The 15530-nt window shown below is 41.0% G+C and carries 15 protein-coding genes; 6 read left to right on the forward strand and 9 right to left on the reverse strand.

What is annotated here, in order from left to right; all coding sequences use genetic code 11:
• Positions 1-23: 23 nt before the first annotated feature.
• The 8 genes from scpB to rpe all read right to left on the reverse strand — a co-directional run bounded on the left by scpB (position 24) and on the right by rpe (position 7384).
• The gene (scpB, locus tag T530_RS0112050; RefSeq protein ID WP_027729227.1) at positions 24-563 is read right to left on the reverse strand and encodes an SMC-Scp complex subunit ScpB; all 540 of its coding nucleotides are present in this window, start codon (positions 561-563) and stop codon (positions 24-26) included.
• Between the two features lie 116 nt (positions 564-679).
• A complete protein-coding gene (locus tag T530_RS0112055; protein ID WP_027729228.1) occupies positions 680-1492 on the reverse strand; it encodes a ScpA family protein in 813 nt (270 codons plus the stop codon).
• A complete protein-coding gene (gene folK, locus T530_RS0112060; RefSeq protein WP_027729229.1) occupies positions 1467-2039 on the reverse strand; it encodes a 2-amino-4-hydroxy-6-hydroxymethyldihydropteridine diphosphokinase in 573 nt (190 codons plus the stop codon). Before folK ends, T530_RS0112055 begins: the two co-directional genes overlap by 26 nt.
• A 1-nt stretch (position 2040) precedes the next feature.
• Positions 2041-3174 carry a recombinase RecA gene (recA, locus tag T530_RS0112065; RefSeq protein WP_027729230.1) on the reverse strand — a complete coding sequence of 378 codons (1134 nt, stop codon included), beginning with the start codon at positions 3172-3174 and terminating at the stop codon, positions 2041-2043.
• 124 nt (positions 3175-3298) lie between these two features.
• Entirely contained in the window at positions 3299-4393 is a 1095-nt protein-coding gene (locus T530_RS14370) for a lipopolysaccharide assembly protein LapB (RefSeq protein WP_051537981.1), read from the reverse strand.
• A gap of 10 nt (positions 4394-4403) precedes the next feature.
• The gene (locus tag T530_RS0112075) at positions 4404-5741 is read right to left on the reverse strand and encodes a hypothetical protein (protein ID WP_027729231.1); all 1338 of its coding nucleotides are present in this window, start codon (positions 5739-5741) and stop codon (positions 4404-4406) included.
• 5 nt (positions 5742-5746) lie between these two features.
• Positions 5747-6748 (reverse strand): tol-pal system YbgF family protein, encoded by a 1002-nt coding sequence (locus T530_RS0112080; protein ID WP_027729232.1) that lies wholly within the window; start codon positions 6746-6748, stop codon positions 5747-5749.
• Between the two features lie 3 nt (positions 6749-6751).
• Positions 6752-7384: a ribulose-phosphate 3-epimerase gene (gene rpe, locus T530_RS0112085; protein ID WP_027729233.1), complete on the reverse strand. Its 633-nt coding sequence runs from the start codon at positions 7382-7384 to the stop codon at positions 6752-6754.
• A gap of 207 nt (positions 7385-7591) precedes the next feature.
• Here rpe and T530_RS0112090 point away from each other — a divergent pair, with 207 nt between their 5' ends.
• The 3 genes from T530_RS0112090 to T530_RS0112100 all read left to right on the forward strand — a co-directional run bounded on the left by T530_RS0112090 (position 7592) and on the right by T530_RS0112100 (position 12434).
• Positions 7592-8527 carry a tetratricopeptide repeat protein gene (locus T530_RS0112090; protein ID WP_027729234.1) on the forward strand — a complete coding sequence of 312 codons (936 nt, stop codon included), beginning with the start codon at positions 7592-7594 and terminating at the stop codon, positions 8525-8527.
• A gap of 110 nt (positions 8528-8637) precedes the next feature.
• Positions 8638-11397 (forward strand): transcription elongation factor GreA, encoded by a 2760-nt coding sequence (gene greA, locus T530_RS0112095; protein WP_027729235.1) that lies wholly within the window; start codon positions 8638-8640, stop codon positions 11395-11397.
• A gap of 80 nt (positions 11398-11477) precedes the next feature.
• Complete coding sequence (locus T530_RS0112100; RefSeq protein ID WP_027729236.1) at positions 11478-12434, forward strand: MBL fold metallo-hydrolase; 957 nt, start codon at positions 11478-11480, stop codon at positions 12432-12434.
• Here T530_RS0112100 and deoC read toward each other — a convergent pair.
• Positions 12431-13144: a deoxyribose-phosphate aldolase gene (gene deoC / locus T530_RS0112105; RefSeq protein WP_027729237.1), complete on the reverse strand. Its 714-nt coding sequence runs from the start codon at positions 13142-13144 to the stop codon at positions 12431-12433. The two genes, T530_RS0112100 and deoC, sit on opposite strands and share 4 nt — an antisense overlap.
• A gap of 144 nt (positions 13145-13288) precedes the next feature.
• Here deoC and T530_RS0112110 point away from each other — a divergent pair, with 144 nt between their 5' ends.
• The 3 genes from T530_RS0112110 to T530_RS0112120 all read left to right on the forward strand — a co-directional run bounded on the left by T530_RS0112110 (position 13289) and on the right by T530_RS0112120 (position 15528).
• Positions 13289-13459, forward strand: a complete 171-nt coding sequence (locus T530_RS0112110; protein WP_027729238.1) for a DUF362 domain-containing protein — start codon at positions 13289-13291, stop codon at positions 13457-13459.
• 88 nt (positions 13460-13547) lie between these two features.
• The gene (locus T530_RS14375) at positions 13548-14516 is read left to right on the forward strand and encodes a M23 family metallopeptidase (RefSeq protein ID WP_051537982.1); all 969 of its coding nucleotides are present in this window, start codon (positions 13548-13550) and stop codon (positions 14514-14516) included.
• 19 nt (positions 14517-14535) lie between these two features.
• The gene (locus T530_RS0112120) at positions 14536-15528 is read left to right on the forward strand and encodes a hypothetical protein (protein ID WP_156011648.1); all 993 of its coding nucleotides are present in this window, start codon (positions 14536-14538) and stop codon (positions 15526-15528) included.
• The last annotated feature ends 2 nt before the right edge of the window (positions 15529-15530 follow it).

A 15530-nucleotide genomic window follows, 5' to 3' on the forward strand; every position in this document is an offset into this window, starting at 1 on the left:
TATTCTTATTTTTGAGAAAATCGTTAGCGGGCAAGTTCGAATCTCTCCTGTTCGTCTTCGTCGAGTTTTGGAAGTTCTGAAATTGAGTTGAGGCGGAAGAGCTTTAAGAACTCTTTTGTGGTTCCGAAAAGTGTCGGACGGCCTGCAACTTCTTTTTTGCCCACTTCCTTAATAAGATTGCGTTCTACAAGCAGACGGATCATGTTGTCTACGCCGACGCCGCGAATCTGCTCGATTTCTGCGCGGGTAATAGGCTGTGAGTAGGCAATGATGGAAAGAGTTTCCATTGCGGATTTAGAAAGTTTTCCGTCGCGCTTTGAGCCGTACTGTTCTTTAAGAACATCCCAGTATTCTTTTTTTGGTGTCAGGCAGTAGCCGCCTGTAATCATAGAAAGTTCAAGACCGCTTTCTTCGGCAGAAAGGCGCTCTTTTAAAATTTCAAGGCATTTTTCGGTTACTTCGTCGGAAAGCTGGGCCTTCTGGGCAAGCACTTTGGGTGCGACCGGTTCGCTTTCCAGGAATAAAATAGTTTCGATTAATGCGGTTTCTTTACAAAAATCCATATCTTTTACCTTAATAAAAAGTCGGCAAGCACAGCTTGCCTCTGAGCCGTTTTAACGATAATCCTAAAAAAACGTTGCTCAGCAACGTTTTTTTTTAACGGATTTTCGATTATCGGCTAATTTGTAGTCAACTCTTCTTCCGTAGGTACATATCCTGCATTGTCTTCGCGGGCGCATATTTTTATATCACCAAAATGGCGGTTTTGGAAGATGGTTATCATTTTAAATTTTACAGCTTCAAGAATTGCCATGAAGGCACAGATTACGTCCATAGGATTTCCCGGACGGGTAATTAAATCTGTAAAAAGGCATTCTTTTTTGTCTTCAAGAAGCTCGTTCATCAGGGTAATTTTTTCGTTTACCGAAATTTCCTCGTACATATTGAGGATTTTTTCGTTTGAATACTGACGCATTACCGATTTGAACATGGACTGAAGCTTCTGCAAAAGCTCCCATGTATCAACTTCTTCCCACATTGCATCAGAATCATCAAAAGGAAGGACTCGCTGAATCTTTTTACGCTCAAAATTCCATTCAGAATCATCTTCCTGCTCTTCCATAAGGGAAGTGAGCTTCTTAAACTTCTGATATTCAATAAGTTTTTCTACAAGTTCTGCGCGAGGGTCTTCTTCATCTTCATCGTCGTAGGCAACTTCAACAGGAAGCAGCATGCGGCTTTTCATGTAAATAAGTTTTGCAGCCCAGCTATAGAATTCGGAAAGGTCGCCTAAATCTGTCTGAACGGCGTAATCAAGATATTCAAGATACTGGTCGGTAATCTGCGCAATCGGAATGTCGTAAATGTTTACCTTACTTTCGCGGATAAGAGCCCAGAGCAAATCAAGAGGACCTTCAAACTCTCCTGCCCTGTACTCACGTTTTTCCTTTACAGCTACCGCTACATCAGCATTTCTTTGATTTTCTTCCATTCCGCACCGCCTGATTTTTATTCATTTCCCCAAATAAATCATCCAGCTTCCCCAGTTTTTCAATATCAGCTGTATTCTGGAGAGCCGGAGATGAAATAAATTCATCCCTTATTGATTTATCGGAAGATTGGTCCAAAATCTCAATAGCTGGAACGAGCACAAAAGCACGTTCTTTTACACGCGGATGCGGAATCTGGAGATCTGGAGTATCTATTTTTGCGTTACCAAAAAGTTCAATATCAATATCAAGCGAGCGGGGACCAAAGCGGATTTCCTTTGAACGGTCACGGCCGAATTCCGCTTCGATTTTCTGTGTTGTCTTTAAAAGACTTTCAGGACTTGTATCGTCCGGCACAAAACCAACGGCTGTCATGTTATAAAAATCATCCTGATCTTCAACATACATAGCGCGGGTTCTGTAAACAGAAGAAAATTTTGCGTTTACAAGGACTTTAGACAAACGTTTCTCTGCCCCGCCTAAGAGTTCAAGCGGAGTTTTTCCAGCGAAAGATTTGTTTGATCCAAGTCCAAGTAAAACACGAGTCATTTTAGAATAATCCTTCCTGTGCCGAAGGAGCAGGTGCAGCTTCTGCCTTCTTTGCAGGCTTTTTAGACTTTTCTGCATTTACCGGAGTGCCGTCCTTATTTTTAAGAACCTGTCCCGGGAAAACTTCAGCGCGGATTTTTTCTTCAATCTGAGCGGCAATTTCTGGATGCTGTTCGATAAAGGCAACAGAATTTTCCTTACCCTGACCGATTTTTTCTTCACCCATTGTGTACCAGGCACCACGCTTATCAACGATTCCGTGTTTAACAGCAGAATCCAAAAGAGAAGCAGTAGCGTTGATACCCTTACCGAAGTAAATATCAAGTTCACACTTTCTGAAAGGAGGTGCAACCTTATTCTTAACAACCTTTACGCGAACGCGGTTTCCGATTGCATCATCATCACCTTTTCCGTCAATTGTTTCAACACGGCGGATTTCCAGACGAACTGATGAATAGAACTTCAGGGCCTGTCCACCAGTTGTAGTTTCAGGGTTACCGAACATAACGCCAATCTTCATACGAATCTGGTTGATAAAGATTACGATACAGTTTGACTTTCCGATGATTGCTGTAAGCTTACGCAGAGCCTGGCTCATAAGGCGGGCCTGCATACCCATAACAGCGTCACCCATCTCACCTTCAATTTCCTTTTCCGGTGTAAGGGCTGCAACAGAGTCAACAACAATTACGTCAACTGCACCAGAGCGCACGAGGTTTTCTGTAATTTCAAGGGCCTGCTCACCTGTATCAGGCTGAGAAACCCAGAGTTCATCAATATTTACACCGAGATTTTTTGCATAAACAGGGTCCAGAGCGTGTTCTGCATCAACAAAGGCTGCAACACCGCCAAGTTTCTGAGCCTCCGCAATTGCGTGCAGGGCAAGAGTTGTTTTTCCCGAACTTTCAGGACCATACATTTCGATGATTCGTCCGCGAGGGTAACCGCCGATTCCCAAAGCCTCATCAAGAAGAATGGAACCAGACGGAACAACATCAATACCAGAAGCATTAGCCTTGTCGCCAAGTTTCATGATTGCGCCCTGTCCGAACTGCTTTTCAATCTGAAGACGAGCCGCCTCCAGAGCCTTCATTTTCTCCGCGTTATCCATCGGAGTATTTGTATTTACTGACATTTAGCCACCTTCCTCCCTGTATATAATATGGCTTCGACATTCATATTTTGACAAAAATTTACAAGAAATTTTTTACAAATTTACTAGATTTTGAGTAAGTTTACAAGTATTAAGACAAGTAGGTTTACAGCTTTCTTACAGTCTGATAAAGAGAACGTCCCTTTACAGTAACATTTGATCCATTAACCTCAAGCTGTCCGAGAACCTTAACATACTGGTCGCTTTCTACATTAGGAACAACTTCAAAGCGGACAAGAACAGTTCCTTCATAGTGGCGAAGCTGCTCATCACCGATGATAAAATCGCAGGAATAAGAGCCGTCTTCATAAGTATTGGCATTTGAAACCTTTCCGCCCCAGCTTACCCAGCAGTCATCATAAAGAGAAGGATTTTCCTTTACCGAAGCAAAATCCGGAACATCCTTGATTGTATCAAAATCCGGAATTTCAAAATAAGTTGAAAGGACATGCGCCTTCTGCTTGATTGCAGCAGAAGCATTTGAATTTGAAAGACGGTTTACTTCTATTTGAGAGGCATTGTCGCGGTGCTCGTTAAAATACTGAATTGCAGCAGTATAGGTTTTTGAAATTTCCTTGTCAGACAGAATAAACTGATAAGTCTGACCTGATAAATCACTTTCCCTGGCATCTTTTTTCTCTTCATCAGAAAGCTCAAGGGCACCCAAATCTGCGCGGGAAGGAACGTAAGGTTTTCGCCCCGGAAAGAGCACAAAAAAGAGAGCAGATCCCAGAATGCAGGCAGCGACAGGAAGCAGGATTCCCCACACTCTGTCTGTATTCACTCCAAGCGGAGGATAAAACTGTTCGATGCGGCCGGTATCTACCCAGCGGCAGATTGTATCATAATCGCCGTGAGTGCGGACAAATTCAATTGCCTCACCGGCGGTTTTATTCTGAGGATCGTTTTCCTTGATTTCAAGATAATACTGAAGGGCGCGGTCTGTTTCACCGCGGCGAAGGAAGATTGCAGCCTGCCCCAAAAGCAGGTTTGAATCTGTCATTTTTAAGCGTCTTGCATGCTGAAAATATGATGAAGCAGCCCCGATATCACCAATGTAAAGGCAGGCAATTCCAAGCTTTAAATAGTAATCAAAATGTTCCTGATAGGTGTCCGCCTTGTCTTCCAAAAGTTTTATTGCCGTTGAAAAACGACGGCGGCTCATATACTTCCATGCAACTGTAAGAGTATCCTGACGCATAACTCAGATATTATAAACCTAAAACCTCTAAAATTGCATCTAGTTCTGCGTTAAGTTGGAAAATTTCTGCACGATTTAAGCTTGCATCATCCTCTTCAAGGGCAATAATGCGGTCCAAAAGGTTCTGAACATACTCCGGAGTAAGCTGATGGGCTGATAATTTACTTTCATCAAGCTTAAGACGTCTTTTTGCAGTTACAGCCTTCTTTTTCTGCTGGGCATTCATCTGAGAATCAGACTTCTCTTCTTCTTTCGGCTGAGTCTGAACCTGTGGCAGAACTCTGGACTGATTTTCCTCTCGAACTGGATAAGCTTCATCTGCCGAGTAAGATTTATGACTGTCATTTAAGACAACTTCTTCAACTTCCTCTTCTTCGTGAGGGTAAAGATATTTATCTCCATGAGGCTTGTCTGAATCGGTGGCAAAGGCCATGTAGAAAATACATTTTCCGCTTTCGTTAGGATTAAGCTTAAAAGTCGGCCATACAACTTCTACAGCCGAGTTATTATAGGCAAAAACCGAATCAAACTGGCGGTAGCTGTACATATTAGGTATCCATTCGTTTTTATCAAAGGTAGAATAATTTCCAAGAGCAACGCATTCCGGAGCAGTACAGTCCGAACCATAGAAGAAAATCTGCATTGCAGCATTGATATTGCGGCTTACAATCCACTTTTCATTTTCCATGGTCTTATAAAGAACTTCATTCTTTACAGGAACATCTTCGCGGGTATAGAAATGATAATTGTCAGTTTCGCCAAGAATTGTATCAAGAACGGCTTTAAGTCCCAGTTCACGGCGTCTTGTGGTACGGTTTGTAACAGATGCAGTTACCTTTACCATATCAGAATGTCCCTTTTCTTCAGAAGGGAAAATCATAAATTCAACGACAACATCTGCAGTATCAGGAACTGAATAAGTGATGCGAAGTCCCTTATCGCTCATCGAATATTCTGATTTTACATTTCCATCATTAATGAGCTTGATGATTTTATTGTTTGATTTGAGGAAGAAGGCGCTTGAAGTAAACTCGTTTGCAGATGAAAAAACAGGAATGAGTTTATCAGCCCGGTTATGAAGGGCAATATTAAAGCTTCCCACTCTTTTTTTATAGCGAAGAAGGACAATTCCCTCACTGATTGACTGGGCTTTTCCAGAAGTTTCAGACCATTTACCAGAATCCTTTTTTGAAGGCTTTTCCTCTGACTGCTGATTTTGGCTTTCGCTTTCGCCGGAAACTTCAGTTTCAGTCTTTTCTGACTCAGGAGCTTCGACATCTGTACTTTTACATGAAGCAAAAAGAGATAATAAAAGCGCTATTCCAAATATTTTAACAAACTTCATCATAATCCCTACTCTTCTTCATCAAATTCATTAATGCTAACAGCATCAACAGCGTCTGCAGCTTCATCAGGCTCAGAGATCTGGCTCTGCTCAGAAAGAAGCCTCTGAACGTCAATTGCTTTTTTACGAAGCAGACGAACCTGGTCTCGGGTTTCATTGAAAGGTTCGGCGCTTGGAACATCAACTCCGTCTTTATAGGAAACAGAATTATATGATGAGCCGGAATAAGCCTTTGAATCCTTCATCATCTGAATCTGGCCTTCAAGGTCACGAACCTGGCGCTGGAGGTTGGCATTTTCCTGCTGGGCTTCGCTAAGCTTCTGGCGGGTCTGGTCAACGGCTTCAAGATTGTACATTCTCAGCTGGCGTTCATAATCTTCCTTTGCAGAAAGATATTCTTCGCCGGTCTGTTTTAAAAGATAGAGAAGTTTTTCTTCCCGCTGGCGCTGAATGATTGAATCAAGCTTAAACTGAGCTTCAGGCTTTTTTGCGCAGGCAGGATAATCTTCAACTACCCGCTCGTAAATAGGGCGGGCTTCGTCGTAACGGTAGCCTGCATAAAGTGATTCACCAATGTAGAACAAGGCAAGAGGATATAAATCGCTCTTTTCATTCTGGTGGCAGAAATCACTTAAAGTTATGATTGATTTATCGTATTCGTTAAGATTAAAAAGAAGCTTACCCTTGTAAAACTGAACGCGGGGGTAATAAACGGATTTTTTATAGTTTTCAAGATAGAAATCGCAGTCATCAAGGGCTGTCTTATCCTGTCCCGCATTAATTTCCGAAGAAATCAGCATGAAATAGGAATCGGCATTGCAGTTTTCAGGATAAGCAACGGCTTTTTTTAGCATAAAAACCGCAGTCATCCAGTCACCTTCGGAATAAGCCTTGCAGCCTTCTACAAAAGCAGCAGTTCCGCTGCCGCTTGAGCTGACGGCGCAAAAAAGCGCTGAACTTGAAAATAAAGACAATCCCAAAAGTGCAATTACTGCGATTCTATTTTTCATTCTTTAAGCCTTCCAATTTAGAGAGCCATTAAAAAACGAAGAGCCTGAAACAATCACATCTGCGCCTGCGTCAATCACAGACTGAAGGGTGTCGTTATTCACTCCCCCGTCCACAGAAATCAGATAGTTATAATTGTTTTCTTCCCTTAATTTTTTAAGCTCACTCACCTTTTTTAAACAAGATGGGATAAGTTTCTGACCGCCGTATCCCGGATTTACGGTCATCACTAATATAATATCGGCACATTCAAGGATTTCCTTTATTGAAGAAATCGGTGTAGACGGCACTATCGAAACGCCGGCTTTTTTTCCAAGCTCGTGAATCTGCTGGATAATTCTGTGGGCGTGAACGCAGGCTTCAAGGTGGAAGGTAATCCAGTCAGCGCCAGCTTCGGCAAAGGTCTTTACCTGCTTTTCAGGATGCCAGGTCATCAGATGAACGTCAAAAGGAAGTTTTGTAAGCTTACGGATTGAGCGGACAACCGGCTGACCGTATGTAATTTCAGGAACGAAATCTCCGTCCATAACATCGATATGAACTACAGAACCATTATTATCTTCAATCTGCTTAATTGCCCTTTCCAGGCTGCTAAAATCGGCCGAAAGCAGAGACGGCGCCAATACAGGAGTTTTCATTTACCACAGATTTTATACTTTTTCCCTGTCTTTTTCCATATTTTACCCAAGTTTTAGAGGCTGCAGTAAAAACTGTATAAAATATCAGCTTAACAAAAAATTATCCTTGACACATAATCAATTGTGCTGTATAAACTTTATCCCCTTTTTCACTTTTTTGTAGTTGATTAAAAATTTATTCTCAGATAAAATTAAAATAATAGGATTATGGAGACAGAAACAAAAGCCGGCCTGAAGAAAGTCATTCAGCTTTTTGAAGACGGGCAGCCTGAGCAGGCACAAAAGGTTATCAGTAATCTCTTTGAAATTGATATTGAATCAAAAGAGGTTGCCTATGCCAACAAGTGCTGTATCTTCTGGATTGATGCGATTAAGAGACTTGAGGACACAGAAGATTCATACGTTCAGAGCGAAAACATTCTTTCTGAATGGCGGGCATTTCAGAATTTCATATCCCACGAGACCTTTGTTTACGAACCGGTTTTATTTGCCGTTCAGAAGGGATTTTTTTCTACAGCGCTTTTTCACTTTTTGAAAATAGTTGACGGAATAAAAGATTCTTTCCAGCGGGCAGACATCTACAGAAAAGCCGGCATCTGCTATAAAAAGCTTGGGGATTTTGAAAACGCTAGAAACTGTCTTACAGAGGCGAACAACACTCACCCTAACCTGGCATCGGTTCTTGCTGAACTTGCAGACTGTTATTCACTTTGCGGGGACGACAGGGTTGGAAAGGTTTTGTTCCGCGAAGCATTTTTTAAGGCGCCTGAATTCATTGAACTTGATTTTCTGGATTCGGAACTCATCAAATGTCTGATTACACAGACACGTGAAAAAGGCTTTGAAAAAAAAGAGCAGCTTTACTGGATTCCGGTTTACGGAACCTTGAACGGAGTTTTCAACGTAAAAAGGGAACTCAATTCACAGGAAGCAGGTCAGCTTCGAAAAAACATTTATGCTATGGAAAACGAGTTTAAAGATCCTGCCTGTAATGCAAAAATACTCGTTCCAAAGATGCTGAACAATTATTTTTGGCTGATTGACCATTATGTTCTTACAAATGAAAGTGCCGCCAAAATTAATGAAGTTCTGTTAAAAATTAAATTATTGGACTCTTCGATTTACGAAGCGTACATTAAATAGAGGGTTTTAAAAGGTAAAGCTAAAAAAATGCTGCATCGCAATTTTTTTTAACGCTTTGCTATCCAACAAAGCCCGCTCTGACCGGCGGGCTTACACAAGGAGTTTTTACTATGGCAGATTTAATTCAGTCAGTAGAGGACATGCTTAAAGAAGCAACTTGGACAAGAGCCGCTATCAGCAATTACAAAGAAAGCGACATTAAAGAACTGGCTAAAATTTTGGAGCAGGCAAACAATGAAAACTGCGTAGACCAGATTTATGCTATTTGTGAAGAGCAGCTCGTTCACTCAAAAGACAGCATCATTGCTCTTTATATCTGTGGTATTACAGACCTTAAAAAAGGTGTCCTTGATAACTCTAACCTAGAAACCCTTGTAGACATTTTCCTTAAAAATCACAAAGAGAGCGTTGTTGAATCATTGTGTGAAGACATCCTCAGCGATGACAGCACAAACCGCTTTGCCCTCAGAACTCTTGCAGACTGCTATGCTGCAGATCCTGATAAAAAAGACAAGGTTTGGGAAATTTACGCTACTCTCGTAAAAGTAGATTTTGAAGAAGCAGTTCTTGCAAAAGCTTTGGGTGAACATTTTGAATCAGCTTCAAAAGAAGACCCTGCAAATGAAAAAGTTTTGATGAAGACTGCAATTGAATACTACAAAAAGGCAATTCTCCGCTTTATCAATCAGAACAACTACAACGGTGTAAAAGAAGTCTGGACAAAACTTATTGAACTTATGCCTTCTGAATTCGACTTCTTCCAGCTGCTCCGCCGCAAGATTGCTAAATCTATGGGCGAAACAAAGACTACAAACCTTATGCAGGACCTTTACGAATGGTATAAGGCAAACAAAAAATGGAAGATTGCAATTTCTATCCTTAAGCAGAACCTTGAAGTTGACCCGAAAGACACATGGGCCCGCAATCAGATTATTGAATGTTACCGCGGTCGCTACGAAGGTCACTCACAGCTTGAAAACTATATCCGCTCTTCTAACCTTGGACAGAGCTACCGCAACGTATTCGAAGCTATCAACGACTTTGAAAAACACATTGCATTTGATAAGGGAAGCTTTGTATTCCACCGCAACTGGGGTGTTGGTAGAATCCGCAAGCTTGACGGCGATTCAATCGAAATCAACTTTGGTAAAGTAGTTGGAATCAAGAGTATGAAGCTTTCTATGGCTGTTACAGCTCTTAAACCTCTTACAAAAGACCACATCTGGGTTCTTAAGGCTACAAAAACAAAAGAAGACCTTATCAAGATGGTTAAGGGTTACAAGGAAGACGGAAAAGAAAAGTACGGTACTGAATGGACTCTTAAAACAATCATCAAGAGCTACAACAATAACTGTGACTTCAAGCACATCAAGGCTGAACTTGTTCCCTCAATCCTTTCTACAGGCGAATGGACTTCATGGAACCAGAAAGCTAAGAAGATTCTTGAATCAAATGCAGAATTCGGCGTAGATCCTAACGATATCAACATGTACACAGTACGTGAAAACGAAATCACACCGGAAGAAAAACTTTCTAACGAGTTCAAGGCTCAGAAAGCCTTCTTTGCCCGCGTAGATATCTTGATGAAGTTCTTCTACAACGACATTACAGACAACACAAGCGATTACTTTGCAGAAATGTACTCATACTTCACAAGTTACCTCAAGAACATCAGCAAGGTTGACGAGCAGGTTCTTGCAGCTTACCTTGTTGTTAAGAGAATCGGTACAGAAGACAAACAGTACGCTTTCCAGACACGCGAAACATTTGCAGATCTTTACAACAAAATTGAAGATCCTCGCGTAATCTACGAAGAATTGAAAGATACAAAGAATACAAGCCTGCGCGCAGACTTTATCAGCTGCATCAGACTTCTTCCAGACTGGCAGACACAGTACATCAGAATGTTCCCTACAGTACTGGACATGAAGATGTTGGATACTCTTATCAAAGACGGCTACACCGAAGAAGTTCAGAAATTCATCAAGGTTGCATTCGAGCAGTTCAAGGACTACCGCGAAGCAGTTCTCTTTATGTTCAAGGAATGCCAGGATAAAGAATGGTACCAGAATGCAGGCGTAAGCTACGAAAAACAGCTTATCACTTTGATAAACATCATCCAGCTTGCAGAAAGAGAGATTTTAAACCACGTTCACTCAACAGAGAACAAAAAGATTAAGAAGACTGCTACTACCCTGCTCTTCAAAGACGACGCACTTTTCAACTTCATGTTCAGCGGCGACGAAAGCACAGTAGTTAAGATGTACACTCTTATTGATGATACACCGTTTGACGATCCTACAGCTAAATCTCAGACTCGTAACAAAATTCTGGAAAAATACCCAGACTTCAAGTTCCGTGTATCTGAAGAAAAAACTTCCGGACAGGCTAAGGGTATGATGGTTACAGCTAAGAAACTTGAAGAAAAGAAGGCTGAACTCGACAATATCCAGAACGTACTCCTTCCAGAAAACGCTAAGGACGTTGCAGAAGCACGCGCTAAGGGCGACTTGAAAGAAAACGCTGAATATAAAGCAGCCCGCGAACAGCAGCACATGCTTACTCTTAAAGTTCAGAACTTGCAGTCAGAAATTGCACGCGCTGTAATTTTCGACCCTACAACTTCTACAACTTCAGTTGTTTCATTTGCAACAGTAGTAACACTTACAAACAGCGACTCAGGAAAAGACGAAGTATTTACAATTCTTGGACCTTGGGAATCAGATCCAGACAACAACGTTATTTCTTACATGTCTCCGTTTGGAAACGCAATTATGGATAAGAAGGTTGGAGATACAGCAGTATTTACAATCAACGACCACAAATACAGCTACACTGTAAAGGCTATTAAAAAGGCTACAAATTACTAATTTGCCCTCTTTTTAGTTTGGTTACAGGCTGTTCGGGAAACTTCCTGGGCAGCCTGTTGTTTTATATATGAGGTTATGCCATGTCTGAATCTACGTCAAAAATGATTGAACTCCTGCCGGGGGGATATTACATTCCGGGCTCAACAAACATAGGAATCATCACGGAAAAAACTTTTGCCGGAACAAATGTTTATATGGTAGATTCCGGGACTACAGAAATTGACGCAGAATATATTCTTTCTATTCTTGATGATTTTTTTGCCAAGCAGGGAAGAAAATATAAGATTAAGGCAATCATTAACACGCACGGGCACACAGACCACGCCGGCGGCAACCTATATCTTCAGAAAAAAACAGGCTGCCAGGTCTGGATTTCTAAGCTGGAACGCCCTTATATCGAAAACCCGGAATTACAGGCAGCAGACATCTGGGGAGGAACTCCGCCTCATGAAATTCAGACAGCCTATTTCAGACCTCAGCCTTCTAAAGTTTCAAAAATAATCAATGAAGATGTAAAAGTTAGGCTTTCTGGCGGAAATACCATAAGTTTTATTTCCCTGCCCGGCCACAGCTTTGAGATGACAGCCCTTGTTTACACTGATAAAGAAGGAAAAAAAGTCGTTTACGCGGGAGACGGCATTTTTACCCGTGGAGAGCTTTCTAAGCACTGGATTCCTTTTATGCTGAATCCTTTTAAGTTTATGAAGGCGCTTGAAAAACTTTCTGAACTTGAAAATGTTGAATGGTGCGTTCCGGGACATGGGGATTGCATCCACAAAAATCTTAGTGAAACTATTGAAATGGATTCTCTTGCCATTCTGGAAACAAAACAGCTTTTACTCAATCTGATTTCTGAAGGAAGAAAAACAAGCGGCGAACTCTTAAAAGAAGTTGCTGACTTGAATGAAATAAAATTAGGATTCGGGCAGTCCGTTTTAATCCGGAGCACGCTCAAATCCTATTTAGCCGCCATGCACGACATGGGGCTGATAAAAGTAGTTATTGAAAATAATACTTTTTACTGGTGCAAAGCCTAGTCTTCAAAAGCCTTTACGATTGCAGCGCCACTTGAAGTTCCAATGCGGCTTGCACCGGCTTTAATCATTTCCTGAGCAGCTTCTGCAGTTCTAACTCCGCCTGAAGCCTTAACACCCATATCATTTCCAACTGTCTTACGCATAAGCGCAATGTGGGCAGCTGTAGCGCCGTTTGGAAGAAGTTTTCCTTCCTTGTCTTTAATGATTGCAAAACCTGTAGAAGTTTTTACAAAATCAGCGCCGGCTTTTTTAGCACACTGACAGCAGCTTACGATAGCTTCATCGCTGAGATAGCAGGTTTCAAGAATTACCTTTACGCAGATATCCTTGCCAAGTTTTTTGCCTTCATCTTTTGATGCATCAACAACAGCAGCAATGTCCTTGCCTACTTCTGTAAAGCGGCCGTCTTTTGCAGCTCCAACATTAATTACCATATCAACTTCATCAGCACCGTCCTGAATGCAGGTTCTTGCTTCAAAAGCCTTAACACAAGAAGGAGTTGCTCCCAAAGGAAAGCCAACAACAGTACAAACTTTTACAGAAGAATTCTTAAGAAGTTCAGCCGAAAGTTTTACATAACTTGGGTTTACACAAACAGAGGCAAATTTATAATCTGCCGCTTCCTTACAAAGTTTTTCAATTTCTGAAACTCCAGCCTGAGGAGCCAGAAGTGTGTGGTCTATATAAGACGCAATTTCTTGTTTAGTCATACTTTAATTATATAGGAACGCAATACCTTGTCAATTTCAAGTTTTATCCCAAGTAGATAATAAAACAGTTGCCGAAATAAAATTCATATTGTATATTTATTAAAAATTGACTGGCAAAATTTTCAATTTTTATAGGAGCAAAATATGGCATACAAAATCAATGATGCTTGTGTAAACTGCGGAACTTGCGAACCAGATTGTCCAGTTGGAGCAATCTCAGAAAGCGGAGATAAAAGAGTTATCGACGCTAACGCTTGTATCAGCTGCGGAACTTGCGCTGCTGAATGTCCAGCAGAAGCAATTGTAGAAGAGTAATTTCGTTTTACGATTTTACCCAAAGACAGGTTCTCTGGCAGGAATCTGTCTTTTTTATTTTAAAAACATAAGTTATTATTTAATAAGAATGATTAAAAAGTTTCTGCTCCTGACAATTCTTTCCCTTTCCTCTCTCTGGGCGCAAGGCATAAACCAGCCAATAATAATAGAAAAGAATAAGCTGCCTGAATTAGACAGTCTTAAAGCCTATGTTTATATAGAAGAGGATGGGCAAAAAAAGCAGGAAAAAAATTTTCAGTTCATTCAGTTTTCTAAGATTATTGAAGATAACAACATCGCAGTAACAGCTGGACGGGAGCCTGAATATATATTCTATAAATATAAGGTTTCAGAAAAATTTTCAGTTCTGGAACTCTGCGCCCGCTGCAATATTAAATACGACACAATCGTAACCTTGAATTCACTTGCCAGTAAAGATGATGTAATAGAAGGAAAAACACTCATAATACCGACCGTTCAGGGACTTTTTATTCCCCTTGATAAGGGGCAGACGGCAATTGAAGTACTTTTACAGGAAAATTATAAAAATCAAAACTTAACAAAATCAATCTTATACTATAAAATTGAAGAACGAAGTTTTGTGTTTTTGCAGGGATTAAGGCTGACTCCTACAGAGAGGGCTTTTTTTCTTGATTCCAGCCTGATGCTGCCGCTGGCCGAAGATACCTTTTACGTTTCTTCAGAATTCGGAAAACGTAAAAATCCGCTTTCCGGCCAGATAAAGGATCACAACGGAATTGACCTTGCAGCACAGGAAGGAACTCCAGTCTATGCCGTAAAGGACGGAGACGTGGCTTACACAGTAAATGATGATCCGACATTCGGAAATTACATCATCTTAAGCCATGATTTGGGAAAACAGACAAGTGTTTATGCCCATCTTTCAAAAATCTTTGTTGATCAGTACCAGCATATAAAAAAAGGTACTGTAATCGGGCTTGTAGGCCATACCGGCATGGCGACAGGGGATCATCTGCACTTTGAAATCCGCAAGGGTGGAAAGGCTATGAATCCGCGAGAGAAACTTGATTTTTAAGGATTTGATGAAGGTAGTATTGGAATTAAAGAAACTGCGATTTCTCTTTTTATTTCCAGTGGTTATGTCTTCTGCAGGCCATCTTCTTTTTGCAGAAACATTCAGAACCAGTAAACTTTATTGTGCAGCTATAGAACAGGAACCCGGTTTTGAAACGCAGACCATACTGGGGACAAACGAATCGCTTGCAATAAAACTTCCTCAAAAACGCAATTTTATTGAAGGAATTGAAATCAAATTTGATATTCCTGAAGATATTGCTTACTGGCAGGACTGCGTTGCATGTTCTGTTTACAATAAAATCTCCCCTGCCCCGTCGGAAGATGTAATTGACTATTCCGCTACACGGGCATTTGTAAGTACCCTTCCCTGCAGACTTTCCTGGGTGCTTCAGATTCCATTAAAAGAAACAAATTTACTAAAAGAAAATCAGTATACGAGCCTGATGAAGGCTGTTGATTTTGAAGACGGCGTTATTTTTATCCGCCTTCAGCCAGTCATGAAGGGCGTTCCTGAAGAAACTTTGAACTCAAAAATTAAGGCAACAATCAAGCCTATTCTTTCTGACAAGGGCGAACTTTTCATTCAGCTTTATACAGGCGGCAACAAAAAACTTGAAAACTGCACTGTATATGTTGATGACAATCTTGTGACTCTTCCTAAGAATAATACAATCCTTCTGGAAAAGGGTGTTCACGATATTTCCGTAACTTCAGCAGCATACAGAAATGAAATCCGTACTGTAAGAATTGACCAGGCAAAAACAACTGACATTAAAATTGAAATGAAAAGCATTGAGCCTGCAATTTTTGTAACGGCGCCGGAAGGAACATCAATATTCCTGGACGACAAGCCTTTCAAAAATCTTGGAAAAGAAAACATCATCAGCGAAGGTGAACATAAAATCCGCTTTACAATCGGTGATTACGAAATTACCCGCACTCTCAGCGTCATCAAAGGTAAAACCTACAAAATCAACTGCTCTGTAGACCTTCAGATTGTAGAAGAATAAAA

The organism is Treponema sp. C6A8, assembly GCF_000619925.1.
Classification (GTDB): Bacteria; Spirochaetota; Spirochaetia; order Treponematales; family Treponemataceae; genus Treponema_D.